At 68.3% G+C, this 26,322-nt stretch carries 23 protein-coding genes; 8 read left to right on the plus strand and 15 right to left on the minus strand.

Features of this window, described 5'->3' with window-relative positions; translation table 11 throughout:
• The first annotated feature begins 112 nt into the window (after nt 1-112).
• Entirely contained in the window at nt 113-844 is a 732-nt protein-coding gene (locus IEQ11_RS21930) for a L,D-transpeptidase family protein (protein ID WP_191822154.1), read from the plus strand.
• A gap of 332 nt (nt 845-1,176) precedes the next feature.
• Here the strand turns inward: IEQ11_RS21930 and IEQ11_RS21935 are convergent, their stop codons facing one another.
• The 8 genes from IEQ11_RS21935 to IEQ11_RS21970 form a co-directional block, all read right to left on the minus strand.
• Complete coding sequence (locus IEQ11_RS21935; RefSeq protein WP_191822153.1) at nt 1,177-2,988, minus strand: DUF885 domain-containing protein; 1,812 nt, start codon at nt 2,986-2,988, stop codon at nt 1,177-1,179.
• Between the two features lie 234 nt (nt 2,989-3,222).
• Nucleotides 3,223-4,440, minus strand: coding sequence for a M24 family metallopeptidase (locus IEQ11_RS21940; protein WP_191822152.1), 1,218 nt, complete (start codon nt 4,438-4,440; stop codon nt 3,223-3,225).
• The gene (locus tag IEQ11_RS21945; protein ID WP_191822151.1) at nt 4,437-6,026 is read right to left on the minus strand and encodes an aldehyde dehydrogenase family protein; all 1,590 of its coding nucleotides are present in this window, start codon (nt 6,024-6,026) and stop codon (nt 4,437-4,439) included. Before IEQ11_RS21945 ends, IEQ11_RS21940 begins: the two co-directional genes overlap by 4 nt.
• 1 nt (nt 6,027) lies before the next feature.
• Nucleotides 6,028-6,939 carry a dihydrodipicolinate synthase family protein gene (locus IEQ11_RS21950; protein WP_046658067.1) on the minus strand — a complete coding sequence of 304 codons (912 nt, stop codon included), beginning with the start codon at nt 6,937-6,939 and terminating at the stop codon, nt 6,028-6,030.
• A gap of 63 nt (nt 6,940-7,002) precedes the next feature.
• Entirely contained in the window at nt 7,003-8,379 is a 1,377-nt protein-coding gene (locus IEQ11_RS21955) for an NAD(P)/FAD-dependent oxidoreductase (RefSeq protein ID WP_191822150.1), read from the minus strand.
• Complete coding sequence (locus IEQ11_RS21960; RefSeq protein WP_036113506.1) at nt 8,372-8,629, minus strand: 2Fe-2S iron-sulfur cluster-binding protein; 258 nt, start codon at nt 8,627-8,629, stop codon at nt 8,372-8,374. The genes IEQ11_RS21955 and IEQ11_RS21960 overlap by 8 nt, the downstream gene beginning before the upstream one ends.
• Nucleotides 8,626-9,726 carry an NAD(P)/FAD-dependent oxidoreductase gene (locus IEQ11_RS21965; protein WP_191822149.1) on the minus strand — a complete coding sequence of 367 codons (1,101 nt, stop codon included), beginning with the start codon at nt 9,724-9,726 and terminating at the stop codon, nt 8,626-8,628. Before IEQ11_RS21965 ends, IEQ11_RS21960 begins: the two co-directional genes overlap by 4 nt.
• Before the next feature lie 3 nt (nt 9,727-9,729).
• Entirely contained in the window at nt 9,730-10,668 is a 939-nt protein-coding gene (locus IEQ11_RS21970; protein WP_191822148.1) for a 4-hydroxyproline epimerase, read from the minus strand.
• Between the two features lie 109 nt (nt 10,669-10,777).
• Here IEQ11_RS21970 and IEQ11_RS21975 point away from each other — a divergent pair, with 109 nt between their 5' ends.
• Together IEQ11_RS21975 and IEQ11_RS21980 are read left to right on the plus strand one after the other, a co-directional pair.
• Complete coding sequence (locus tag IEQ11_RS21975; RefSeq protein WP_057922734.1) at nt 10,778-11,530, plus strand: PAS domain-containing protein; 753 nt, start codon at nt 10,778-10,780, stop codon at nt 11,528-11,530.
• A gap of 93 nt (nt 11,531-11,623) precedes the next feature.
• The gene (locus IEQ11_RS21980; RefSeq protein WP_191822147.1) at nt 11,624-12,448 is read left to right on the plus strand and encodes a leucine-rich repeat domain-containing protein; all 825 of its coding nucleotides are present in this window, start codon (nt 11,624-11,626) and stop codon (nt 12,446-12,448) included.
• A gap of 60 nt (nt 12,449-12,508) precedes the next feature.
• Here IEQ11_RS21980 and IEQ11_RS21985 read toward each other — a convergent pair whose 3' ends face one another.
• A complete protein-coding gene (locus tag IEQ11_RS21985) occupies nt 12,509-13,450 on the minus strand; it encodes an arginase family protein (protein WP_191822146.1) in 942 nt (313 codons plus the stop codon).
• Between IEQ11_RS21985 and IEQ11_RS21990 the strand changes: the two genes are divergently transcribed.
• Together IEQ11_RS21990 and IEQ11_RS21995 are read left to right on the plus strand one after the other, a co-directional pair.
• The gene (locus IEQ11_RS21990) at nt 13,449-13,634 is read left to right on the plus strand and encodes a hypothetical protein (protein ID WP_191822145.1); all 186 of its coding nucleotides are present in this window, start codon (nt 13,449-13,451) and stop codon (nt 13,632-13,634) included. The two genes, IEQ11_RS21985 and IEQ11_RS21990, sit on opposite strands and share 2 nt — an antisense overlap.
• Before the next feature lie 121 nt (nt 13,635-13,755).
• The gene (locus tag IEQ11_RS21995; RefSeq protein WP_191822144.1) at nt 13,756-14,982 is read left to right on the plus strand and encodes a M23 family metallopeptidase; all 1,227 of its coding nucleotides are present in this window, start codon (nt 13,756-13,758) and stop codon (nt 14,980-14,982) included.
• A gap of 75 nt (nt 14,983-15,057) precedes the next feature.
• Here IEQ11_RS21995 and IEQ11_RS22000 read toward each other — a convergent pair whose 3' ends face one another.
• Complete coding sequence (locus IEQ11_RS22000) at nt 15,058-16,413, minus strand: Gfo/Idh/MocA family protein (protein WP_191822143.1); 1,356 nt, start codon at nt 16,411-16,413, stop codon at nt 15,058-15,060.
• A gap of 389 nt (nt 16,414-16,802) precedes the next feature.
• Here IEQ11_RS22000 and IEQ11_RS22005 point away from each other — a divergent pair, with 389 nt between their 5' ends.
• Nucleotides 16,803-18,092 (plus strand): amino acid deaminase, encoded by a 1,290-nt coding sequence (locus tag IEQ11_RS22005; protein ID WP_191822142.1) that lies wholly within the window; start codon nt 16,803-16,805, stop codon nt 18,090-18,092.
• Nucleotides 18,093-18,212: 120 nt separating this feature from the next.
• On the opposite strand, the gene IEQ11_RS22010 is transcribed toward IEQ11_RS22005, so the two are convergent.
• Entirely contained in the window at nt 18,213-18,785 is a 573-nt protein-coding gene (locus tag IEQ11_RS22010) for a nuclear transport factor 2 family protein (RefSeq protein ID WP_228464701.1), read from the minus strand.
• A 1,055-nt stretch (nt 18,786-19,840) separates the two neighbouring features.
• The gene (locus IEQ11_RS22015) at nt 19,841-20,188 is read right to left on the minus strand and encodes a hypothetical protein (RefSeq protein WP_191821229.1); all 348 of its coding nucleotides are present in this window, start codon (nt 20,186-20,188) and stop codon (nt 19,841-19,843) included.
• 217 nt (nt 20,189-20,405) lie between these two features.
• Here IEQ11_RS22015 and IEQ11_RS22020 point away from each other — a divergent pair, with 217 nt between their 5' ends.
• Nucleotides 20,406-20,645, plus strand: a complete 240-nt coding sequence (locus IEQ11_RS22020; RefSeq protein WP_148650550.1) for a hypothetical protein — start codon at nt 20,406-20,408, stop codon at nt 20,643-20,645.
• A gap of 46 nt (nt 20,646-20,691) precedes the next feature.
• Entirely contained in the window at nt 20,692-22,194 is a 1,503-nt protein-coding gene (pdxR, locus tag IEQ11_RS22025) for a MocR-like pyridoxine biosynthesis transcription factor PdxR (protein WP_191821228.1), read from the plus strand.
• A gap of 16 nt (nt 22,195-22,210) precedes the next feature.
• Here pdxR and IEQ11_RS22030 read toward each other — a convergent pair whose 3' ends face one another.
• From IEQ11_RS22030 to IEQ11_RS22040, 3 genes are all read right to left on the minus strand, one after another.
• On the minus strand, nt 22,211-23,887 hold the full coding sequence (locus tag IEQ11_RS22030) for a sensor domain-containing diguanylate cyclase (protein ID WP_052756416.1): 1,677 nt from the start codon (nt 23,885-23,887) through the stop codon (nt 22,211-22,213).
• A gap of 148 nt (nt 23,888-24,035) precedes the next feature.
• Nucleotides 24,036-25,292, minus strand: a complete 1,257-nt coding sequence (locus IEQ11_RS22035) for a D-amino acid dehydrogenase (RefSeq protein WP_191821242.1) — start codon at nt 25,290-25,292, stop codon at nt 24,036-24,038.
• 85 nt (nt 25,293-25,377) lie between these two features.
• Nucleotides 25,378-26,139, minus strand: coding sequence for a CPBP family intramembrane glutamic endopeptidase (locus IEQ11_RS22040; RefSeq protein WP_191821227.1), 762 nt, complete (start codon nt 26,137-26,139; stop codon nt 25,378-25,380).
• Nucleotides 26,140-26,322: the final 183 nt, after the last annotated feature.

Consider the following 26,322-nt stretch of genomic DNA (forward strand, 5'->3'; position numbering starts at 1 on the left):
TGGCCAGCGAGGACGCGACATGGGCGGGATCGAAACGCTGCACGGATCGAATGACGCGGCGAAGGGCCTCGGCCAACGCCTTCGGCTCGCATTGTTCGCCGTCGCCGCGGCCATGACCACCGCCTGCGCCGGCCTGGGCAACGACCGTGTTCCCGACGGCCCGGCGCAGGCGCAGCAACTGGTGCTGGTCACCACCGCCGACTGGGATGCGAATCAGGGCCGGATGCAGCGCTTCGAACGCGCGGGCGGGCAGTGGCATGCGGTCGGCGACGCCGCCGCGGTCACCATCGGCCGCGCCGGCTCGGCCTGGGGCCTGGGCCTGCACGCGCCGCAGAGCGACGGCCCGAGCAAACGCGAAGGCGACGGCCGCGCGCCGGCCGGCATGTTCCGCATCGGCACCGCGTTCGGTTACGCCGAGGATGTCGCCACCGCCCTGCCCTATGCGGCGATGAGTGCATCGGACTACTGCGTCGATGTCAGCCAGTCGCCGCTGTACAACCGCATCGTCGATGCCGAACAGGTCGGCGCGGCCGCGATCGAAGGCTCGACCGAACCGATGCGCCGCGACCTGCACGCCAACGGCGATCAGCGCTATCGCCAGGGCTTCGTGATCGAACACAACGCCTCGCGCGTGCCCGGCGCGGGCAGCTGCATCTTCGCCCACCTGTGGAAAGCCCCCGGCGAAACCACCGCCGGCTGCACCGCGATGGACGATGCGCGCATGAGCCAGCTGCTGGCCTGGCTGAAGCCGCAGGCGCAGCCGGTGTTCGTGCTGTTGCCGCGGGAGGAATATCGGAAGTTGTGGAAGTCGTGGGGGTTGCCGGCGCCGGCGGATGGGATGTGAGCGGCGGCGTTTTGTCGCTCTAGCGGCGACATTCCCAAAGGGATTCGTTCAATCATGAGCGGCGATCGCGACATCACAACCGCGTCGTGCGCGTGGTTGCGCGGTCGCGACTTACGGCGCTCCTACAGTCGGAGACGAAACCGCAACCTGGGTATGCGGTATCACGTGCTCCGCCGCCGCGGCATCGATGCGATCGCGCATTTCCTGTAGGAGCGGCGTGAGCCGCGACCGCGACACCGCGCATGCAGCGCGATCACGATGCCGGACCCGCGACTACCAATTCCCTACTCGCAGCCGCAGGTCGCGGGCAACAACCCGCGACCTGCATCGGCTCAAGACGAGGCTTTCGCCTTGCCCGCCTTCTTCTCCGCCGCCTTAGCCCGGCTCTCCTCGATAAACCGATCCACCCGCCGCTCCAGCACCGGCAACGGCACCGAACCCAGCGCCAGAATCGCATCGTGGAACGCGCGGATGTCGAAGTCCGACCCCAAGGCCTTCTCGGCCTTTTCGCGCGACCGCACGATGCTCATCTCGCCCAGGTAATACGACAGCGCCTGCCCCGGCCAGCCGATGTAGCGATCGACTTCGGTCTCGATCTCGTGCTCGCTCAGCGCGGTGTTGTCGCGCAGGAACGCCTGCGCCTGTTCGCGCGTCCAGCCCAGGTGATGGATGCCGGTGTCGACCACCAATCGGCTCGCGCGCCACATCTGGTAGGTCAGGTAACCGAAGTAATCGTAGGGCGTGTCGTACAGCCCCATCTCGATGCCGAGCTTCTCCGAGTACAAGGCCCAACCCTCGCCGTACGCGGAGATATAGGTGTAACGGCGGAAATCCGGCAAGCCTTCGTGCTCGGCCGCGAGCGAGGTCTGCAGCGAATGGCCCGGCGAGGACTCGTGCAAGGTCAGCGCCGGCAGATTGAACAGCGGACGCGACGGCAGGTCGTAGGTGTTGAGCAGGTACACGTCGCGACCGCCGCGGCCGGCGGTGTAGAACGGCGCCAGATCCGGCGGCACCGGGCGGATCGCGAAACGCTGGCGCGGCAGCAGGCCGATGTAATTGCCGATCTCGCCGTCGACGCGCTTGGCCAGCCACGAGGCGCGCATCAGCAGCTCTTCGCCGGTCTTGGGATAGAACTTGGGATCGGTGCGCAGGTAATGCAGGAATTCGGGGAAGCTGCCCTTGAACCCGGTCTTGACGATGGTCTCGTCCATCTGCGCGCGGATCTTGGCGACTTCCTCCACGCCGATCTTGTGAATTTCGGCCGGCGACAGATCCAGCGTGGTGAATTCGCGGATCTTCGCGCGGTACAACTCCTTGCCGCCCGGCATCACCTCGGCCGCCAGGGTGGTGCGCGCCTGCTGCATGTACTCGTTCTGCATGAACGCGAGCAGCTTGCGATACGCGGGCAGCACCGATTCGTCGATCGCCTTCGTCGCCTGCGCGCGCAACCGCGCCTGTTCGGCGGCGGGAATGTTCGCCGGCATCTGCTTGAACGGGGTGTACAGCAGATTGTCTTCGAGCTTGGCGTCGACCACTTCCTTGATCGACACGTCGCGGCCGGTCAGAGTCACCCGCGGCACGCTGTAGCCGCGCTTGAGGCCGTCGCGCATGTTGCTGATCTGATCGTCGAAATAGCGCGGAATATCGCGCAGCTTACCGATATAGCGTTCGTAGCCGACGACATCGCGGATCGGCCGGCGCGCGCCGAAGCCCAGATTGGTCCAGAACGCGCTGTCGCTGTTGAATGGCATCTCCCAGTCGCGCAGCCGCTGATTGGCGAGCAGGCTGCTGATCTGCTGGCGGAACACTTCGTAGTTGACCTGGTCTTCGTCGCCCAGCGCGGATGGGTCGATCGCCTCCAGTTCGCTCATCACTTGCGCCCAGTAGCGCTCGCGCATGGCCTGGGTGGCCAAGTCGACCTTGGGCAGGCGCGAGGCCGGCTGGCCCTGCACGTCCTCGTCGTCGCCGCCGGCGAACTGGGCCTGACGCCACTTCCATTCGCGCGTGTACAGCGCCTTGAAACGCGTGGCGGCCTCGCTGCTCGCGGGCGTCGCGGCGGCGGCGGCCTGCGCGGGCGCCGCGGCGGCGGCGAACGCCGGCGTCAGATTCAGGCCGAGCGCGAGCGCGGCGGTCAACACGGCCATGGGTGCGACGGACAGGTGGACGCGGGCGTAGCGGGAGCGGTTCGAGGTCATCGCAAGACTCGGATGGGTTGCGGACGGGTGTCGGCCATCATGCGGCAAAGCGCGCGGCCGCGGATGTGCCTGAAGTGTCTGCCGCCGGCCCGGCCGATCCGGGCCGCGCGCGGCCCTGGCGCATGCCACCGCGCCGGACAGGCAACGATCACCACGAGTTCGCGCGGCCCGCCGACGCAGCAACTAATCCGCGAACGGCCGATCGATCGCCAGCGACGGTGGCGTGAACCAGGCCGCGCCGTCTTCGGTGACGTAGAAATGGTCTTCCAGACGGACGCCGAAACGATCGGGCACCACGATCATCGGTTCGTTCGAACAGCAGTTGCCGACTTCGAGCCCGCGGGTATTGCCGCGCACCAGGTACGGCGCCTCGTGCACGCTCATGCCGCAGCCGTGACCGGTGCGATGCGGCAGGCCGGGCAGTCGGTAATCCGGCCCCAGGCCGCCGCGTTCGAGCACCTCGCGCGCGGCGCGATCGACCGCCTCGCCGCTGACGCCGGGACGCACCGCGGCGAACGCGGCCTGTTGCGCGGCCAGTTCCAGATCCCAGATCCGCTGCTGCTGCTGCGCGTCGGCGCGTCCGCAGATGTAGGTGCGGGTGATGTCGGACTGATAGCCCTGCACCGCGCAGCCGGTGTCGACCAGCACCAGTTCGCCCTCGCGCAGGGTCTGTTCGCCGGGAATGCCGTGCGGATACGCGGTGGCCTGGCCGAACTGGACGATGCAGAAGGTCGAGCCGTTGTCGGCGCCGAACGCGCGATGCGCTTCGTCGATGAAGCGGCGCAACTGGGTGGTGGTGACGCCGGGCTCGGCCAGGCCGGCGGCGAGGCGATGAGCCTGCAAGGTCATCGCGGTCGCCTGCTTCATCAGCGCCAGCTCGGCCGGGGTCTTGGCCGCGCGGCAACCATCGACGATGACGCTCGCGTCGCTCAGATCCAGCGTGGGCGACGCCGCGCGCAGGCCGGTGAAGATCGCGAACGCCGCTGCCGGGTCCAGCGCCAGCCGGCTCGCGCCGCGGGCGCGCAGGCCGTCGACGACCAATGCGTACGGATCTTCGTGTTCCTCCCAGTAGCGCGGCTGCGCCGGGATCTTCAACTCGTGGGCGAGCGAGCCGGCTTCGAACCCTGGGCAGATCAGCAGCGGATCGCCGTCCAGGGTCAGCAGCATCGCGACCAGACGCTCGCTGGCGCCCCAGGTGACGCCAGTGAAGTAACGCAGCGACGTACCGGCGCCGATCAGCAACGCATCGCGTCCGTTCGCGCGCAGCAAGGCGCGCGCGCGTTCGATGCGCTGCTGGTATTCGCCTTCGCCGATCACCGCCGCGCGCTGCGTCCATGGGCGCAGTTGCGCGCGCGCCTGCTCCAGGCTCAGGCCGCCGATCTGCGATGTGGGTTGATTCATGCCGATGCTCCGATATCGTCCGTTCGCCATTGCCCGTCGATGCAACGCGCCACGCCGCCAGGATTGCGATCGCGCAGTTCCGGCGGCAGCAGCGCATCGTCGATCTGATCGTAGCAATGCAGCGCGGCGAAGCGCCGGATCGCCGCCGGCAGGCCGACCGAGGTGAAGCCCGGATGGGCGGTGCTCGGATACGGCCCGCCATGATTCATCGCCGCGCTGACCGCGACGCCGGTCGGCATGCGGTTGCCGATCAGCCGTCCCACGCGCGGCCGCAACCGTGCGGCCAACGCGGCTTGCACGTAGGCATCGTCGCTCGCGGCATAGATCGTCGCGGTCAGATTGCCTTCCAGAGCGTGCGCGATCGACAGCATGTCGTAGTAATCGTCGCGCGTGCGCACGATCAGGCTGGCCGGCCCGAACGCCTCGCCGCGCAGGCGCGGATCGGCGATGAAGGCCTCGGCATCGATCGACCACAGCGCCGGTTGCACGCGATAACCCGCATCGGACGACTGCGCGCCGCCGCCGATCAGGCTCGCGCCGGCGGCGCGCCACTGCGCCGTCGATTCGCGGAAGTGATCGGCCACGCCCTGCGAGAACAGTACGCCGGCCGGCGCCTGCGCGAACAAGGCCGCGGCCGCGTCGACGAAGGCATCGCCGAGTTCGCCGCGCGCGACCACCACCACGCCGGGATTGGTGCAGAACTGGCCGGCGCCCATCGTGCACGACGCGAAGAACTCCTGCGCCAGCGCCGCGCCGCGTTCGCGCAAGGCGCCGGGCAGCACGAACACCGGGTTGATGCTCGACAGTTCCAGATACGCCGGCACCCCGGCCGCATCGGCCGCCGCCTTCAACGCCAATCCGGCGCGGCGGCTGCCGGTGAACGCCAACGCGCCCAGGCGCGCGTCGCCGGCCAACCGCATGCCCAGTTCGGGCGGCAGGTGATACAGCACCTGCAAGGACGCGGCCGGCAAGCCGGCCTGCGTCAACGCGCGATGCGCCAGTTCGGCCAGGCGCTGACTGGTCGCCGGATGCGAAGGATGGACCTTGGCGATCACCGGGTTGCGCGCCGCGATCGCCGAGGCGAAATCGCTGCCGGCCACCGCGTTGAAGGCGAACGGGAAATTGTTCGGCCCGAACACCAGCACCGGTTTGTGCAGCGGCGCCAGATGGCTGCGCAGGCCGACGGCGGTATCGATCGTCGGCTGGGTCCAGGACCGCTCGCGCACCGCGCGCGCGGCCTGGCGCAACTGCCCGGTGGTGCGCGGCAGTTCGACCTTGGCCAGACGCGGCTCGTTCGGCAGCGCGGTTTCCAGATGCGCGAGCGCGACCAGATCGGACGCGTCGTGCTCGATCGCCAGCGCATACGCATCGAGGAAGTCGGCGATGCGTTCGGGATCGCACGCGGCCAGTTCGTCGGCGACCGCGGCGGCCGAGGCCAGCGCGGCTTCGACGTCGCCCGCGCCCGAGACCGGAAACACCGGCCCGACCGCTTCGCCGCAACTCGGATCGAAAGCACGAAAGTCGCCGCCGGCATCGCGCGATGCCTGCCAGCCGCCCTCGATCAATACTGGCTCGCGCGCGCTCATCTCAGCGCCCCGCGTTCGGATGCACGGCGATCGCGTGTTCGATCACCGCCAACGCCGCCGCGCGCTCGGCGCCGTCGAGCACCAGCCGCGGCGCGCGCACGCGCTCGCTGCCCAGGCCGACGCGCTCTTGCACCAGCTTGATCAGCTGCACGAACTTCGGCACGGTGTCCAGGCGCAGCAGCGGCAGGAACCACGCATACAGTTCGGCCGCCGCGGGCGCGCCGCCGTCGCGGGCGAGTTCGAACAAGCGCACCGATTCCTTCGGATAGGCATTGACCAGGCCGGCGATCCAGCCGGTCGCGCCCATCGCCACGCCCTCGACGATGGCATCGTCCATGCCGACCAGCAGATCCAGACGATCGGCGAGCAAAGCGCGGATCGCCGCGAACCGGCGCACGTCGGCCGAGGATTCCTTCACCGCCTGCAGATTGGCGTGCTGCGCGGCGAGTTCGGCGATCTGCTCGGGCACGAAGTCGGTCTTGTAGGCCACCGGGTTGTTGTAGAGCATGCACGGCAGATCGGTGGCGGCGATCACCGCGCTGACATGCGCCTTCATCTCGCGCCAATCGGTCGAGTAGACATACGGCGGCAGCACCATCAGGCCGGCGCAGCCGATCGCCTGCGCTTCGCGCGCCAGCCGCACCGCTTCCTCGGTCGACAAGGCGGCGATGCCCGGGATCACCGGCGCGCGGCCGTTCAGTGCCTTGACCAGGGTGCGCAGGATCGCGAGCTTGTCGTCGAAGCTCAGCGTCGCCGCTTCGCCGAGCGAACCCAGCGGCACGATGCCGACGCAGCCCGCGTCGATCAGGGTGTTGGCGTGGCGGCCGAGGAAGTCGTGATCGATCGAACCGTCGGCGTTGAACGGCGTGGTGATCGCGGGGATGACGCCGCGCCAGAAGGTTGCGTTGGCCATGGGGTGGGTTCCTTGTGTTCGGGAATGAAGGGAGGGCGAAGCGAATAACGAAGCGGGATTGGGCTAAGGCTTGGATTGCGCGGCCGGATCGTGCTCGGCCGCTTTGCCCTCGGAAGAAAAAGACCCGGCGAGGCTGGCCAACCGGGTGGGGAAGACCGGCGGTCGCGCGCTGTGCGCGGTCGTGGCCGGTGTCGGGGGAACAGGAGTCGGATGCGCCGCGTTCGTAGCGGGGCGCGTGCTGTCGAACACCCGCAACTCGGCCAGCGCCGCGCCGCAGATGCGGCCCTGGCAACTGCCCATGCCGCAGCGGGTGGCGAGCTTGGCCGCGCGCCAGTCGTGGTGATCCTGCAATTGCGACAGGCTCACGTCCTCGCAGCGGCAGACCACGGTCGGAGGGGTCGCGGCGAGATGGATCTGCTTGCGCAAGGCGAAATGGCGCGGCAGCAGCGCGGCGAAGGCGCGGGCGTGATCGCGACGCGCGCGCAGCGCTTCGGCTTCTTTATCGGCGCCCGCGGCGAAACAGCCGGCCATCGCGCCCTCGATCCGGGCCGTGTCGACACCGCCGATGCCGCAGGCTTCGCCGGCCGCATACACATCGGCCACGCTGGTCATCAGGCGCGTATCCACGCGTACATGCGGGTGCGGGTCCTGCGCGGTCAGTTCGCAACCGAGCTGCTGCGCCAGTTCGGTATTGGCGACCAACCCATACCCGACGGCCACGTGATCGCAGGCGATACGTTCGACGCCACGCGCGCTTTCGATCTCGACCTCGGTCACGCGCTCATCGCCCGATGCAGCACGCACCCAGATGCCGCTGCGATACGGCACGCCGGCCAGACGCGCACGCAGCCCGGCGGCTTGTATCAGCTTGGACGGCCAGCGCCACAACTGCATCGCGAAACCGCGCAATTGCGCGGCCGGCGCTTGTTCGCAGATCGCCAGCACCTGCGCGCCGTGCGCATGCAGCGTCGCCGCCGCGGCCAGCAACAGCGGGCCGCTGCCGGCGACCAGCACGCGCTTGCCGGCGATCGGCCAGCCTTGCTTGACCAGCGCCTGCAGCGCGCCGGCCCCGGTCACGCCGGGCAGTGTCCAGCCCGGAAACGGCAGCAGCAGCTCACGCGCGCCGGTCGCCAGCACCAGTGCGCGGTAATGCAACTCCATCGCCGTACCGGCGTGTTCGATCAATACCTGTCCGGGTCGCGCCGCGACCACCTGCGCCTGTTGCAGGCAGCGGATATCCGGCCGCGCCGACAATTCGGCGAAAGCCGCGCGCGCCGCCGCGACCGCGGGCTTGCGCAGGTCCTGTCGCCACACCTGCCCGCCCGCGCGCGGCTGCATGTCGACCAACACCACCTTCGCGCCGTGCGCCGCGGCCGCGCACGCGGCGGCGAGCCCGGCCGGACCGGCGCCGATCACCAGCACGTCGCAGTGCTCAGTCATCGCAGTGCACCTGCATGCCTTCGCGCGCGACGGTCAGGCAGGCGCGCTGATGCGCGGCGCCGTCGATCGTCACCCGACATTCGAAACACACGCCCATGCCGCACAAGGGCGCGCGCGGCTGACCCGAACGCGAGCGGCGAAACCGCGGCGCGACTTCGCTGCTGGTAGCGATCGCCGCGGCGACGCTGGCCCCGGCCGGCACTTCGACCGCGACGCCGTCGATATGCACACGTACGTTCGGCGCCGTCATTGCAGCGCCCGCGCCGGCAGGAACGGCGCCGGATCGATCGCCGGCGCGCGGCCGAGCATCTGATCGATCAGCAACCGCGCGGTCCCCAGCGCGGTGGTCACGCCCAAACCTTCGTGGCCTGCGGCGACCCAGGTGTGCGCGCGCTCGGCGACCGCGCCGATATACGGCCGGCCGTCGAAGGTGGTCGGGCGAAATCCCGTCCACACCCGCAGCGCCTGCAATTCGCGCAGCATCGGCACGAACGCGAACGCGCGTTCGAGCATGCGCCGCAGCATCGCCGGCGACACGTCGCGATCGTCGACACCGAACTCGCGCGAGGAACCGATCAGGATCTGCCCGGTCGGACGCGGCTGCACATTGAACGCGACGCTGCTGTCGGCGTCGCCGTGCGCGCTGTCGGCGTAACCAAGCTCCAGCAGTTGGTGATGCACGCGCCCCGGATAGCGTTCGGTGATGACCAGATGGCCCTTGCGCGAACGCATCGGCAAGCGCGGCAACAACTCGGGCAAGGCGCAGCCGGTCGCGACCAATACCGGACCGATCAGGCTGGAGCCGTCGTCCAGACGCACGCCGTCGGCGCTCAACCCGATCGCGCGCCGTCCCAGCAAACAGCTCGCGCCGCCCTCGCGCGCCAGGCCGAGCAGATGCAGCGCGACTCGCGGCGGATACACCACCGCCTCATCGGCCACCAGCATGCCGCCGCGCAAACCGGCGGCCAGCGCGGGTTCCAGTCGATACAACTCATCGGCCTCGATCCGCCGCGCCTGCACGCCGGCCGCGGCCAGTCGCGCGATCTTGGCCGCAACGCTGGCGAACTCGCTGTCTTCGCGCGCGACCCACAAGGTGCCGCAGCGGCTGAATTCGGCCTCGGGCAGGCTCGCGAACCGTTCCCACAGGCCCAGCGAATAGCGCGACAACGCCAGTTCGGCCGGATCGTCGTCCATCGCCACCAGATGCCCCATCGCCGCCGCGGTCGCGCCGCCGCCGACCGCGCCGGATTCGACCACGGCCACGCGCAGCCCCTCGCGCACGGCGAGTTCGGCGCAGGCGGTGCCGACGATGCCGGCGCCGATCACGATGAGGTCGAAGGCCGCCATCGCTCAGCGCGCCACCACGCCCCAGGCGAAGGGATCGTTGTCGTCGATCAGCAATTGCGCGCGGGCGGTGATGTAGGCGCTGCCGGTGATGGTCGGCAGGACGCCGTGTTCGCCAACGCGGTAGCGGCCTTCGAACACGCTGCCGAGCACGCTTTCCTGTCGCCACACCGCATCCGGCGCGAGTTTGCCGTCGGCGGCCAGGCAGGCCAGCTTGGCGCTGGTGCCGGTGCCGCAGGGCGAGCGGTCGTACGCCAGGCCCGGGCACAGCACGAAGTTGCGCCCGTCGATGCCGGGCGTGAGTGAGGCGGTTTCCAGTTCGATGTGATCGATCTCGGCGCCGTCGGCGCCGGTGATGCCGGCCGCGACCAGGGCATGGCGGATCGCTTCGGCGTACGCGGTCAATTCGCGTTGCGTCGCCAGCGAAATCTCGCGCGTGGTCTTGGCGATGAAGAACCAGTTGCCACCCCAGGCGACATCGCCGACGACTTCGCCGTAGCCCTCGACCTGCACGCTGACGTTCGCGGCGTGACGGCGGCTTTCGACGTTGTCGACCGAGACCCGTCCGTCTTCATGCAGTTCCGCGCCGACCGTGCCGACCGGCGTTTCGATCCGGTGCCGGCCCGGCGCGATCCGTCCCAGGTGCTGCAAGGTGCGCACCAGCCCGATCGTGCCGTGCCCGCACATGCCCAGGTAACCGACGTTATTGAAGAAGATCACGCCCGCGCAGGCGTCGGCCGCCCGCGCCGGCAGCAGCAGCGCGCCGACCACCGTGTCCGAGCCGCGCGGCTCGCAGGCGATCGCGCTGCGCCAATGATCGAACCGGTCGCGAAAGCGCTCGCGCTGCTGCGCCAGGCTGCCGGCGCCCAGATCGGGGAATCCGGAGATCACCACGCGGGTGGGTTCGCCGCCGGTGTGCGAGTCGATGATGTCGAGGCTGTGCATCCGTCCATGCTCGCGGCCCGGGCCGGTCGCGGTCTAGCGCAGCTTGCCGGCGCCGGATGCGGAATTCGGCATAATCGCCGAACCGCCGGTCCGGCCTTGTCCCGCTGCCATGCCCTCGCCCACCGCCAGCCTCAACGACGCTTCGGTCCGGATCGATGCCGGACTGATGCAGACCCTGTGCGACGCATTGCCGGACGTGGTGTTCTTCGTCAAGGACGCCGCCGGCCGCTACACCCACGCCAACCTGACCCTGGTGCGGCGCCTGGGCCTGAAGCGGCGCGAGGACGTGATCGGCCGCGCGGTCGCCGACGTGTTTCCCGCGCGCCTGGGCGGGCGCTATGCGTTGCAGGATCGGCGCGTGCTCGCCGGCGACATCATCGAGAATCAGCTGGAAGTGCATCTGTACCCGAACCGGCAACCGGGCTGGTGCCTGACCGGCAAGCGTCCGCTGCCCTTGGCCGACGGCGGCTGCGGACTGGTCGGCCTGTCGCGCGACCTCGGCGCGCCCGACGGGCGCGATCCCACCTACGAACGCCTGCGCCGGGTCACCGAACACATGCAGCAGCATTACGCCGGGCCGCTGCGCGTCACCGCGCTGGCGCAGCTGGCGAACCTGTCGGTGGCGCAACTGGAACGCCACTTCCAGCGCGTGTTTCAGCTGACCCCGCAGCAGAGCCTGACCAAGCTGCGGATCGAAGCGGCGATGCACCATCTGCGTGGCGACGCCAGCATCGCTCAGGTCGGATTGGCTTGCGGTTTTTCCGATCAAAGCGCGTTCGCGCGGCAGTTCAAGGCGACGGTCGGGATGGCGCCGCGCGATTACCGGACTTTGCAGGCCGACCTGGGCGCGTCGGTCGAATAAGGCACCAACCCGCTCCTGTTCCGGGCGAGCGTGTTGACCCGGCAAAGCGCGGCCTCGATCATCCGCGCAAATCCTCGATGTCGGCGGCGGCGCATGCAAACGGACGATTGGAAAACGCTGGACGAGCATTTCGATGCCGACGACATCGCCGCGCTCGCCGCGCAGGGGCCGATCGCGCGCCTGAGCCTGCATTCCATGGGCCGCCTGAGCGCGACGCGCGCCAAGGGCTTGCGCAAGCTGCCGTCGCTGCAACGACTCCATCTCAATTGCGATGTCAGCCGCGCGGCGATGCGCGAGGTGCTCGCGATCGCCGGCCTGCGCGAACTCGACGTCCTGCGCATCCTTCCGCGCGGCCGGCCCGGCGGCTTCGCTCAGGCGAAGGACCTGCGTGTCTTTCGCGAGTTGACGGGATTGGCGGAAGCGGATCTGCTGGACGTCGCGCGCTGTCCTGGCCTGATCGAACTCGGCATCCAGAGTTCGCGACTCACGCCGCGAGCGTTCGATGCCTTGATGGGAATGAGCACGCTGCAAACCTTGGATATCGAGGCGACGCCGTTCGAGGATGCGATGGCGGGGCAACTGGCGCGCTTGCCGGCGCTGACCGGTCTGCACGCCGGCAGAACCGCGATTTCGCGCGCCGGTCTGGAGGCGATCTGCGAGTTGAAGCAGATGCGCGAACTGGACCTGTGGGCGACCTCGCTGAGCGTGGACGATCTGTATCTGCTGCGCGGCTTGCCGGCGCTGGAATATCTTTCGATCGGCGGCGCTCAAGGGTATGCGCCGATGCCTGTCGAATCCTTGCTGCCGCTGCTGGACCAGCTGCCGAATTTGCGCCGACTGTGGCTCGATGGCGTGGCGGTTCCCGATTCGGTGAAAGCGCGGCTGGCGTCGCGGTATCCGGATTTCCGCGCGACTTGATTCGACGCAGGCTTTGGTTGATTCGCGGCGCCTCGGCGAACTCGCTCGATCAGACCGCGCTCACTCGCGCAAGCGCCCGCTGTCCTCGAACGCGCCCACGATCGCATCGCTCAGGCGCCGCGCGAGCGTTCCGTCCGGGTCCAGGTCCGGATCGAAGATCGTCAGCTCCATGCCGATCGCCTTGGGACTGGCCAGCAACGGCGCCAGCAGCGCGCGCAGTTGCTCGAAATCCAGGCCGTCGGGGTTCAGCGAGTCCACCGCCGGCATCACCCGCTCGGCGAGCACGTCGGCATCGACGTGGATCCAGTAGCCCTCGGTCGGCATCGCCTCCAGGCGGGTGCGCGCGCGATCGGCGACCTGCCGCGCGCCGTCGCGATGGATCGTGGCGGCGTCGATGCTGTGGATTCCCGAGCGCTCGAAACTTTCGACGTCGTAATCGCGCCGGTCGTCGTCGGTCGTCACCAGGCCCAGATGGACCACGTCCTCACCGCGGAAATACGGCGATTGCCCGCGCAGATTCGACAACGCCTCCGTCCCGTGTCCGGTCGACAGGCCCAGGTCGAGCCCGGCCGCGGCGAAATGGCCTTGATAGCGCCGGCGATCGCGCGCGAACGAGAAGTCGTCGTGCGCATCGACGAAGGCCAATCCGTAGCGTCCGTGTTGCTTCAGGGCCAGGCCGCTGCCCAGCAGCACGCTGCAATCGCCGCCGAGCACCAGCACGAACCGCTTGCGCCGCAGCCAGGGCGACAGGCGATCGGCGAGGCTCTGGCTGTAGTCAGCGATCGCCGCGCCGTTGCGGAAACCGGTCGCGTGATCGGGCTCGGGCGAATACGCCGGCGCCTCGACCCGGCCGCCGTCATGCGCATGCAAACGCGGCAACAAACCGGTCGCGCGCAGCGCATCGGGCATGCGCCGCACGCCGGGCTCGACACCGGGCCGCGGAGGGCGCAGGCCGAGATTGCTCGGCGCATCGATAAGCACGAGGGAGGACGCGATCGGCATGGCGGACTCGGGTTCGGATCGGGCGGACGCGGTCGATGCGCCGGACCGCGTGTCCGCGCAGGCGGTCAGCGCCGCGCACAGCAGCCAGACGCCGGACAACAACCGTTCGCGGGCACGGCGCATCGTCGTAACCTGTAAATTGTTTTTTAAAGGTTATTCAGTTTCTTCAAAACCTGTCAACTAATTTTTGACAGTTAGCGACCGACGGTCGTCGCCGCCCGGGCGCCACAAGGCACCGGCAATACGTGCGCGGTGCGGTAGCATTTCCGCCCATCCGCGCCGCCCGGCGTCATCCAGGAAAATCGATGGCTATCGCACTGAATCGGCGCGCAGCGCCACGGCTGGGTTCGGCGCTGGCCGGGCTGGGTCTGCTCGTAGCCATCGCCGCGCCGATGCCGGCGCGCAGCGCGGCCCTCGACCCGGCACTGCAGGCGCCGGTCGAAGCGCGGGTGCCGTGGGCGCCGGCCGCGGTCGCGGCCACCGACGGCGCCGGCCACCTCGCCTACGAACTGCACCTGAGCAACTTCTATCGCGATACCGGCGTGCTGCGAGTCAAGCGTCTGACCGTATACGCCGACGACAGCGACACCGCGCTCGCGGATTTCCAGGGCGAAGCCCTGCAGCGCATCGCTATTCCGCGCGCCCCCGAGGGCGCTAAGCCCGAGGACGGCGTCGCGATCGGCGGTGGCCTGCGCGGCGAGCTATTCGTCTGGCTGACCCTGCCGGCCGCGCGCCCCGCGCCGACGAGCCTGCGCCACCGCATCGAATTCGAAACCACGAAAGGCACGAAACTTTGGGTCGACGGCGCGCGAGTAGCGCTCGCCAGCGCGCCGCCGGTGGTGCTGGGTCCGCCGTTGCGCGGCGGCCAATGGCTGGCCTACGAAGGTCCGTCGAATTCGCAGTCGCATCACTGGGGCAGCCTGGTGGTGGCCAATGGCGATGTCACCATCCCGCAACGTTATGCGCTGGATCTGGTCGGCCTGGACGCGCGCGGCCATGCCGTGCGCGACGGCGCCGGCGAGCTGCGTAAAACCAAGCATGCCGACTGGATCGGCTACGGCGCCGACGTGCTTGCCGCGGCCGACGGCATCGTGCGCGGCGCGCGCGACGGCCAGGCCGAACACGCGCCGCTGTCGCCGCAGTCCGAACCGTCCACGCTGAGCGCCGACGCGCTGTACGGCAATTACGTGATCCTGGAAATCGCGCCGCGGGTCTATGTGCATTACGCGCATCTGCAACGCGGCAGCGTGGCGGTGAAGATCGGCGAACGCGTGCGCCGCGGCCAGAGCCTGGGCCGGCTCGGCCAGTCCGGCAACACCGGCGGGCCGCATCTTCACCTGCACGTGTCGAATGCGCCGACCTTCGAGCAATCCGAAGGCCTGCCGTTCGTATTCGATGCCTTCAGCTATTCGGGTACGCGATCGATCGATCAGGTGCTGGATTCGACTTCGGCGTTCGACGCCAAGCCGCAGCCGCGCCAGGCGCAGATGCCGTTGGACAATGCGGTGATCGGATTCGATGCCAAGCCCTGAGCGCAGGCTCGCCTCGTGGGCGAGCCTGCGCGGCAACCACGAGCGAGCGCTCGCGGCGAGATCGAACGGCCGACCTCAGTAGCGGTCGTTCAGGGCGAAGATCGGCTTGCGGTCTTTCCACTTGCCGTTGGTGAAGTCCGGGAATTCCAGGGTCTTGTGCTCGGCGATCGATTGCTCCGACAGCGGCGTGATCGCGCTCCAGGCGATCGCGTCGAAGATGTCGATCGGCATCGGCGCATCGGCCTTGAGCGCTTCGACGAAGGCGTGAATGACGAAGAAATCCATGCCGCCGTGACCGGCATCGGCGGCGGCGCTGGCGAAGCGCTGCCACAGCGGATGATCGTACTTGGCGAACCAGTCGTCGGCCTTGTCCCACTTGTGCGGCTGGCTCTTGCCTTCGATATGGATCGAATCGTTGACGTCCATCCACAAGCCGTTCGTGCCCTGCACGCGGAAGCCCAGCGAGTACGGGCGCGGCAGCGAGGTGTCGTGCTGCAGCACGATGGTCTCGCCGTTCTCGCACAGCAGTTGCGTCGTCACCATATCGCCGAGCTTGAATTTGACCTTCGCGTTCGGATGCTCCGGCCCGGCCTTCTTGACGATGTAATCGTGCAGGCCGCGCGGCTTGCTCGAGAACGCGCTCAGATGGGTGAAGCGGTTGCCGCGGTGGATATCGATCGCCATCGCGCACGGGCCGATGCCGTGGCTCGGATACAGATCGCCGTCGCGCTTGACCGAATGCTCGGTGCGCCAGCGCGCTTCCGACCACGCCTTCGGACCGAACTCCACGCCGCTGCCGTAGGGCTGGTCGGGATTGCCGCTGTTGAACTTGACCCCGCGCAGATCGTGCTGATAACCGCCCTGCAGATGCACGATTTCGCCGAACAGGCCCTGCCGCACCATGTTGAGCGCGGCCAGCACGTCGCGGCGATAGCACACGTTTTCCAGCAGCATATACGGCGTGCCGGTGCTCTGCTGAGCGCGCAGCACCTGCCAGTGATCGTCGAGGGTGAGGCCGGCGACCACCTCGCAGCCCACCGCGACCTTGGCCTGCATCGCCGCGATCGCCTGCGCGGCGTGGAACTCCCAGGGCGTGGCGATGATCACCGCGTCCAGCCCGCCCTTGGCCAGCATCGCGCGATAGGCGTCGAGGTCGCCGTCGGCGCCGTAGGTCGCGGGCTTGGCCTTGCCGGCCTTGGCGATCATCGCCAGCGAACGATCGAGCATGATCGGCTCGACATCGCACAACGCGACCACGTCCACGTCCTCGCGACGCAGCAGTTCGGTCAGATGGACCTGGCCGCGCATGCCCACGCCGATCAGGCCGATCCGCAGCTTCGAGCGGGTGCGCGCGAACGCCGGAGTGAACGCGCTGCTGGCCAGCAGCGTGCTCGCGGTCGCGGAGGTGGCGAGAAAATCGCGTCGGTTCATGCGGGTGCCTCGATCGGTGCGGTGGAGTGAACAGCGGGATGGATACGAATACGGCTAGTGGCGCGAAGCGCGCGACCGGCGATGGCGTCGATTCCGATCTTGCGATCGACCCTCATCGGCGCCGGCGCGCGAATGAACTTGCACGGTTCCGTATCCGTTTCACGCCGCACAATGCATAAATACAGGCGTATTTGCTAGTCTCTGACGGCGATTCGAAAGATCATTTTTTTAAATTTATTCAAACGAAAGATGTGATGCCGCTGGCTGCTCGCCTTGAGCCAGACGCGCATGATGAGCAGCAACGACTGCGACCGATGCCAGGCCGATGGCCGGCGCGGTCGATGAGGTCCGAACTTATCCTGGAGCACCACGATGAATGGAGCAGTCCGATGAACGACGCGCTGCGCGAGCTCGCGCACCAGTGGCTGCATCCCGGCACCAAGGGCCTGGCCCTGCGGCAGCCGCTGCGCCAGGACACGCTCGGCGAACTGGGCCTCAACGTGCTCGACGGCTTGCTGTCCTATCCGGTCGCGGTGCTGCGGCAATCGACGCTGGACCACAACATCGCCTGGATGCGCGACTTCGTCGAACGCGCCGACGCCCTGCTCGCGCCGCACGGCAAGACCACGATGAGCCCGCAGTTGTTCCAGGCCCAACTCGACGCCGGCGCCTGGGCGATCACCCTGGCGACCATTCCGCAGTTGCGCGTGGCCCACCGTTTCGGCGTCAAGCGGGTGCTGCTGGCCAACCAGTTGGTGGCGATCGCCGATATCGAAAGCCTCGCCGCGCTGCTGCGCGAGGACGCCGATTTCCAGGCCTGGGTGCTGGTCGATTCCAGCGCGGGCGTACAGCGCCTGAACCATGTGATGCAACAGATCGCGCCGCAACGGCACCTGCCGGTGCTGGTCGAACTCGGCGCCGAGGGCGGACGCAGCGGCGTGCGCGGCCTCGACCCGGCGCTGCAGCTCGCGCGCGAAGTGCATGCGGCTTCGCATCTGTCGCTGGCCGGGATCGAAGGCTACGAAGGCTTGTGGGTAAGCGCCGATCGCGATGCCGATCTGCAACGCGTGCAGTCGCTGCTGACCCAGATGGTCGCGCTGACGAGGCGTTGCGATAGCGAAGGATTGTTCGACGGCGACGAGATCCTGATCAGCGCCGGCGGTTCGGCTTATTTCGACTTCGTCGCAGACGCCTTCAACAGTGTGGGCGACACCTCGTGTCCGCTGCGGCGAATACTGCGGTCCGGCTGCTATCTGACTTCGGACCACGGGCTCTACCATGGACTGCAGCGGGAAATGCGCACCCGTCACGACGCCAGTTTCCGCCACGGTCTGCAACCGGCGCTGGAAGTATGGGCGATGGTGCAGTCGCGGCCCGAACCCGGGCTGGCGCTGTTGACCCTCGGCAAGCGCGACGCGTCCTACGACATCGACCTGCCGCGCCCGCTGAGTTGGCATCGCCCCGGCCAACCGGCGCCGCGGCCGATGCGCGACGCGCGCATCGTCAAGATGAACGATCAACACGCCTATCTGGAACTTCCGGTCGAGCATCCGTTGCAGGTCGGCGATCTGGTCGGCACCGGCATCTCGCATCCGTGCACCACCTTCGACAAGTGGACGCTGATGTTGCTGACCGACGACGGCTATCGCGTCACCGGTGCGATCAATACGTTCTTTTGAGCAGCGACGCCACGTTTGCGCCCATCGCATCGCGATCGACGTACTGAGCCCAGCCGATGCGAGTCTGGCGAAGTCGCAGCGTCGGCCTCCATCAGGACGACACCGCGCGGCCCGAGCGCCTCAGTCGTTGGGGCGGTGCGCGTAGCTGATCGCGCGAGTGACTTGCCAGCGCTCGCCGACGCGATGCCAGACCAGGATGAACTCGCCGCGGCCGGCGCAGGTGGTTTCGCCGGTCGCACAGAACCGGTGCTCGCCGATTTCCATCGCGCCGAAGTCCTTGATCGGGTACACGCGCAAGGTTCCGGGGATCAACTCGCGGCGGAACTTTCCGCATACGTTCTTGCGCACGTTGCCCAGCATTTCCTCGCGCGTCCAGGTGACCCCGCCGTTGTCGTGATAGAACTCGACCTTGTCGTCGAACAGCGCACGATGGCGCTCGAACTGGGCGGGGTCGTCGCAGCGATTGAACGAATCGAACATCTGCGTGTCCAGCGCGGCGACGGTGTCGTACAGGGCGGAGCCGCCTTTCGCGGGATCGCCTTTGGCTGCGTCGTTCTTGGCCGCAACGGGCTTGGCCGTTTCGACCTGGGTCGCCGGGCTGGCGGCCGCTTTTTCCGACGCGGCGAGCGCGGAGCCGGCCATGCCTGCGCAGAGCATCGCGGTCAGGGCCGCGGCTGGAACGAATCGGTTCATCGCGGGATCTCATGGCGGTGGATCGGCGCACCTTACGACCGGCGCGGCGTGGGCGCCTGTGCCATTCGACACCGGGCGGTGGCTGGCTTGCTCGTGGGTAGATACCGGCGATTTCGCGGTTGGTCCGAGGGCCTTGAGGTTTTCGACCTCCAAGTCGCAGAGGTTCAAACAAGATCACCGGCTTTCGCCAATGAAGTGACAAGTCACTTTGTTGGGATTTTTTGGCTTGGCTTGGCTTTGGCTTTGGCTTTGGCTTTGGCTTGAGCCAGAAGTCGCGCAGTTCATCCAGCGCTGCGAGGCTTGGAACTCGCGAGAACAACAGCACACCCGTAGGGCGGCGCACATGGATGTGCGCCGTGCGCCACCGGGACAGGATGTCCCGTGTGGCGCATGCCTGCGGAAGCACCGCACGCGCGGGCCCTTGATTCACAAAAAAGCATTTTTCTTTGGTTACCTTTCTTTTGTTGCTTTAGACAAAAGAAAGTGACCCGCCGCTTCAGCGGCGGAACGCTTTTGATCCTGCTTGCAGCTTCAAAGGCTTCAAAGCTTTGAAGCTCTAGAGCTTTTGAAGCCAAAGGCAAGATCAACAGCTTTCGTCCGCAAGCGGCCGAGTTACTTTCTTTTGTCAAAAGCGACAAAAGAAAGGTAACCAAAGAAAAACGCTTTTCTTTGAATCAAGGGCCCGCAAGTGCGATGCCGACGCGGGCACGCGCCACACGGGACATCCATGTCCCGGTGGCGCGCGACGCGCATCCATGCGCGTCGCCCTTCGGGTGTGCTTTTGCTAACGCGAGTTACAAGCCTCGCAGCGCTGGATGAACTGCGCGGCTTCAAGCGCAAGCCACAGAGCCTACCTGTAGGAGCGGCGCGAGCCGCGACCGCGCCATTGCGGGCGCGTCGTAACCTGCGGCGTAGCTGTAATGGCGCGGTCGCGGCTCGCGCCGCTCCTACAGGGAACCATCGGAGAAACGACGCAGATCGCTCGTTCGGAGCAAAAGGCGCCACATGTGCATCGAAAGAAACGGATGCCAGGTGGAACTCCCGCACCGCCCACATCAACGCAACGATTCCCGCCCATCCTGAATCGCCACCACACTCGCATCCTCACGAGCGACATCGTCGTTGAGCGCATGCGCCCCGCCGCTATCGGGCAACGCCACGGCGGTCGCGGTGGCGGCCGCCGCCACCGAGACCACGTCGCTTGCCGGCTCGCCCTCATCGAGCATCGCTTTGCGCACCTCGGCGAGCATCGGCAGGATGTTGTAGAAGGCGTTGGCGACCGACTTGCGCCCCAGGGCGCTGTAGCGATCGCCCTGGGTCAGCGCGAACCAGGTGGCCGCGTGCAGCGCGTGGATGGCGCGGCGGGTCTGCGGACCGCCCGCGGGGGTGTTGTCGAGGCTCATGGTGCGCTCCTGGATGGCCGCTGAAGTCGCGGAATACAGACTAACCGCCGGCCAGATCAGATCCTGCGACTGGGTGTGCCCGTGCCCACGAAAACGCACATCCGCGCCGATCCACGATCGCCGCGGCGGCGCGTGTCATCGCCTGCGAACGGGCAATGGGAATCTGCGAGCCCGGCGGCGCATGCCGCGCCGCGTCGCGCACAAGGATGCGAACGTCATGACCGATCTGATCGACCAGGCCCAGTTGTTCGAGGCCATCAACCTGGCCCAATCCCTGCAGGCGCGCCAGCAGGCCGCCGACACGCTGGTACGGCCGGCGCCGGCCGGGTATTGCCTCAGCCAGACCTGCCTGGAGCCGTTCGACGGCGAACCCGAGCGGCTGTATTGCGGGCCGGCCTGCGCGCAATCGCATCACCAGCAGATGCAGCGCGACCGGCATCGTCCGCGGCGCGGTTGAGAGCGGCGGCAAATACAGCCGCGCGCCGGGCCGGTAGCATGGCGGCATGGTCAAACATGCCGGTTCGGTGTTTTCCGTCGACGTCACCGGTCTGCAGGCGCAAGCCGGGCAGCCGGCGTACGCGCGCATCTGCGAACGCATCCGCGCCGCGATCGTCAGCGGCGCGCTGCCGCCGAACGCGCGCCTGCCGTCGGGCCGCACGCTCGCCCAGGACTTCGGCGTGGCCCGCAACACCGTCGACTGGGCGCTGGATCAACTGGTCGCCGACGGCTACATCGTGCGCCGCCGCGGCGCCGGCAGTTTCGTCGCCGCGCAATTGCCCGAACGCGACCTGATGCCGTCCGCGCGCGCGGCGAACACCGAGCCCGACACGACGCCGCGCCGCCTGTCGCAACGCGCGCAGGCATTGCGCGCGTATCCGGGCCATTACGCATCGGCGTCGGCGCGGGCGTTCACGCCGTCGTTGCCGCCGATTGATCTGTTCCCACGCGAGATCTGGAATCGGCTGCTGCTGCGCGAAGCCGGCAAGGCCGGCGGCGATTACTGGGAATACGGCGCCAGCAACGGCCTGCCGGCGCTGCGCGGCGCGATCGCCGCGCACGCGTCGGCGATGCGCGCGGTGCGTTGTTCGCCCGAACAGGTGATCGTGGTCACCAGCACCCAGCAGGCGGTGGAACTGGCTGGCAAGGTGGTCGCCGATCCGGGCGATCGCGCCTGGTGCGAAACGCCCGGCTATCAGCCGGTGCAGCATTGCCTCCGTGCGGTCGGTCTGCAGGTGGTGCCGGTGCCGGTCGACGAACACGGACTGGATGTCGCGGCCGGCGTGGCGCGCGCGCCCGATGCGCGCCTGGCCTATGTCACGCCCGCGCATCAGTATCCACTGGGCTGCGAGATGTCGTTGCCGCGGCGCGAGGCGTTGCTCGCGTGGGCGCGGCAGCGCGACGCCTATGTGATCGAAGACGATTACGACGGCGACTACCGCTATCAGGGCCGCCCGATCGCCTCGCTGCAGGGCCTGGACGACACCGGACGGGTGATCTACGTCGGCAGCTTCAACAAGATCCTGTTTCCGGGCCTGCGCATCGCCTATGCGATCGTGCCCGAGCCGCTGGTCGCCGCCTTCGTCGACGCCAAGCACAGCGCCGACGGCCACACCGCGCTGCTGGCGCAGGGCGTGCTCGCCGCGTTCATCCACGAAGGCCACCTCGCCCGCCATCTGCGCAAGACCCGGGCGATCTACGACGAGCGGCGCCTGGCGTTTCTCGAGCAGGCGCGAACGCTGGACGACGTGCTGGAATTCGGACCGGCCATCGCCGGCATGCACGTCGCCGCGTGGTTCAAGGGCCCGACGCGCATCGACGATCGCGCCGTGGCCGAGGCCTGCGGGCGCGACGGCGTCGTGGTGCATCCGCTGTCGAAATACGGCGACTGCGAGCGGCCGCCGTATCAGCACGGCGGACTGGTGTTCGGTTTCGCCGGCGCGACGCCGGCGCGTTCGCGTTCGGGACTGCAGGTGGTGCGGCGCGCGATCGAAACGGCCGGCGCCTGATCCGAAAAAACGCCGATCAGATCGCGATGTCGTGCGCCGCGGCCTGCTGCACCGTCACCCGGTCTCGGCCGCCGGCCTTGCTCGCGTACAGCGCGGCGTCGGCGCGTTCGAGCAACTGATCGAAGCTTTCGCCCGGACGCAGCTCGGCCACGCCCAGGCTCAGGCTCAACGGCAGGACCCGACCGTTGATGCTCGGCGGATTGGCGCTGATGGTGCGGCGCAGATGCTCGGCCACCACCAGCCCCTGCTCCAGGCGCGTGCCCGGCAGGCCGACCAGGATTTCGTCGCCGCCGTAGCGGCCGCACAGGTCGGTCGCGCGCAGCCGGTTGCGGGTGCGTTCGGCGACCGTGCGCAGCGCTTCGTCGCCGGCGCTGTGGCCGTGTTCGTCGTTGATGCGCTTGAAATGGTCGATGTCGAAGAACACCACGGTCAGCGGACGCGAGGCGCGGTGCGCTTCGGTGATCGCCTGACGCATGCCTTCCTCGATCGCCGCGCGGGTCATCACGCTGGTCAGGCGGTCGTAGGTGGCGCGGTGCTTGGCGCTGTCGTGATCGCGGCGCAGTTGTTGCAGCTTCGCCGCCAGACCGAGCAGCAGGCCCAGGCCGCCGAGCACCAGACCGACCGGATAGGCGTATTCGAGCCAACCGTACGACGGCCACCAGCGCTGGTACGCACCGACCAGCACGATCAACACCGCCATCAGCGGCGTCCACGCCAGCATCAGGAAATAGGCTTCGCGCTGGCGCCGGCCGATCGCCACCGCGCTGGCGTAGACGATCGCGCCGATCACCACCAGCAGCACCACGTTGCCGAACGACGCGCTGGCCCGCCAGGTGTGGATCATCGACACCAGCAACAGACCGCCGAGCAGCCAGCTGCAGATGTTGAGCAGCTTCGCCACCGGCGCCTGGGTCGCGCGCAGGTCGAGGAAGAACATCAGAAAGCGCACGCTGGCCAAGACCGCCGCGGTGTTCAGAACGACATTGGTGCGGCGGTCCGGCATGATGTCGCCCAGCCACGGAATCATCCGCGTCTCGCCGCCCTCCACCGCCAGGTTGAGGGTCTGCACCACCAGGGTCAGGCACAGATAGGCGTAGCCGCGCTCCTTCAGACCGACCCAGAAACCGAACGCGAGCAGCGCGATCACCCCGAGCGCGGTCAGCACCACGCTGCGCAGGGCGATGTGGCTCATGTCCTGGCGATGCACCGCGTCCAGCGGCATCACCAGCAGGGTCGAGGCGGTGACATCGGCGGCCGCGGCGCGCAGGTAGATCACCTCGCCCTTGTGCAGGCCGCCTTCCAGCGGAAACACCAGGAACCGCGAGGAGTGGCGGAAATCGGCGGCCTTGCCGTGAATCGAGCGGCGCACCGGCGAGGTCGCGCCCGCGCGCCAGATGCCGACGAACTTGCGGTACGGCTGGGTCAGCACCAATTGCGGCGCGTTGTCGGCGGGCACGTCCTGGGTGGAGACCAATCGCCACCAATGCCAGTTGCGGTCGAGCACGGCGATCTCGTTGCCCCGCTCCGGCACGAAGCGCGCGTCGTAGTCGCCGGCCAGCACGCGCGCGGGCGGCGGATCGGTGGAGGGCTCCAGGCGCGACAAGGCGAACGGCTGCGCCGATGCCACCGCCGCGGTCGTCAGACCGAGCAGGATCAGCGCGAGCTGCCAGATGGAGCGCCAGAACCGGTGCATTGCCTTGCGAAGACTTCCCCCTAAACCCCGCCGAGCATAGCCCAGGCACCCTCGCCCAGACCTTGCGCCACGGCCCGGGTCGGCCCCAGGACTGCGACCTGGATTGCAATCGCGGGCGCCGGTCGCGCCGGTTCGCGGGCGCCGAGGCTCAGCGGCGATACCGCGCCGCGGTCAAGCCGTCCAGGCTGATCCGCGGCGCGCGGCCGGACATCAAGTCGGCCATCACCCGCCCGGTGCCGGCGGCCATGGTCCAGCCCAGGGTGCCGTGACCGGTGGCGAGGTACAGATTCGAATACGGCGTGTCGCCGAGCACCGGCGTGCCGTCGGGCGTCATCGGCCGCAGCCCGCTCCAGAATTCGGCGCGGCCCGCATCGCCGCCGCGCGGAAACAGATCGGTCAGCACATGCAGCAGGGTGTCGCGGCGCGCGTCGTGCAGGCGGCCGTCGTAACCGGCCAGTTCGGCGGTGCCGCCGACCCGGATGCGCTCGCCCAGGCGGGTCACCGCCACCTTGTGGGTTTCGTCCATGATCGTCGATTCGGGCGCGTGCGCCGCATCGACGATCGGCACGGTGATCGAATAGCCCTTGACCGGATACACCGGGATGCGGATGCCGATCGGCGCGAGCAGCAACGGCGAATAACTGCCCAAGGCCAGCAGGCAGGCATCGGCCTGCAGCACGCCGGCATCGGTCTGCACGCCGCTCATCTTTTCGCCCTGAGTCTGCAACGCCTGGATGTTGACGCCGAAACGGAACTCCACGCCCAGCGCTTGCGCCATGCGCGCCAGCGTCTGGGTGAACTTGAAGCAGTCGCCGGTCTCATCAAAGGGCAGGCGCAACGCGCCGACGAACTTGTGCTTGACCTGGGCCAACGCCGGCTCGTACCGGACGTAATCGTCGGGCCCGAGCAGTTGGAAGGCGACGCCGTGTTCGCGCAGGATCTCGATGTCCTTGCCGCTGTCGTCGAGCTGCTTGTGGGTGCGGAACAATTGCAGCGTGCCCTGCTGGCGATCGTCGTAACCGATGCCGGTGTCGGCGCGCAGCTCGCGCAGGCAATCGCGGCTGTACTCGGCCAGCCGCACCATGCGCGCCTTGTTGACGCGGTAACGCGCCTGAGTGCAGTTGCGCAGCATCGCCATGCACCAGCCCAGCATCGCCGGGTCGAGCAGATCGCGGATCACCAGCGGCCGATGCCGCATCGCCAGCCATTTGATCGCTTTCAGCGGCACACCCGGACCGGCCCAGGGCGCGGCATACCCCGGCGACACCTCGCCGGCGTTGGCGAAACTGGTTTCCATCGCCGGCGCGGCCTGGCGATCGACGACGGTGACCTGATGGCCGGCCCTGGCCAGGTAGTACGCGGCGGTGGTTCCGATCACGCCGCTGCCCAGAACTAGAACCTTGATGGCCGTCTCCCGCTGGTGCCTGGATCGTGGCACGTGCCGCCGTTGAAGGAGCCGCGATCGTAGCAGTTGGCTTTATCGCCCGGCTTTATCGCCGCTGCCGGTTCGCGCAACGCCGAAGCAGCCACAGCGCCGCCAGCGCCAGCCCCGCGCTCAGCAGCCGCAGCAAGTTACCGACCCAGCCGGTGGCCGCGGTGTCGGACACCGCGAACACCGTCCACGCCGCGTTCAAGGACACGTGCAGCGCCCAGCCGCTCCAGATCGTCTCGCCGTCGAGCGCATCGAGCGCGGCGAACACCAGCGCGCCGACGAAGGTGATCGCGAAGATCTGCAAGGCCATGCCGCCGTCGGCGCCGGCCGACCACCAATGCACCAGCCCGAACACCAGCGCCTGGATCACGTACGCCGCCGGCCGGCGCCACGCCAGCGCGCGGCGGACGAAGACGAAACCGAAACCGCGGAACACGATTTCTTCGAGCAAGGGAAACAGCACCGACAGCATCAACAGATCCAGCAACGACCAATCGCTCGACACCTGGCCGATCCAGGCCAGGCCGATCCAGCACGGCAAGGTCGCCAGCGCGGTCAGCGCCGGGCCTTTCCAGCCGTTCCAGCGCAGGCCCAGATCGCGCGGCAGTTCGGCCCGGCGACGGCTCAAGCCCATCGCCGCGGCCACCACGATCGCCACCGCCAGCACGTTGTCGAGGATCGAGCCGCCGTAGGCGAACGGCAGGCCGGGTATCTTCAATCCCAGCGCGGCGGTGATGTCGCGGAACTGCAGCGCGACCACCAGCGCCACGACGGCGACGAGGCTGGCTACGAAAGCTCGCGAAGGGCGCGCTGGATTCATGCGATCGGTGCTCCGTCCCTGATTCGGCCGGAGCATAGACCGGCGCGCGGGACACGGCGCAGTGACGATAGGCGGGGTGACGTTCGGGCATTGCCGCTGCCCGGACGCGCTTGCCCGATCGACCGGTCGCTCACCCGAGCGTTTGCCTACGCGCAGGCGTGAGCGCCGCTTGGCGCCGGATCG

It is taken from the genome of Lysobacter capsici (assembly GCF_014779555.2).
In the GTDB taxonomy this organism is placed as follows: Bacteria; Pseudomonadota; Gammaproteobacteria; order Xanthomonadales; family Xanthomonadaceae; genus Lysobacter; species Lysobacter capsici.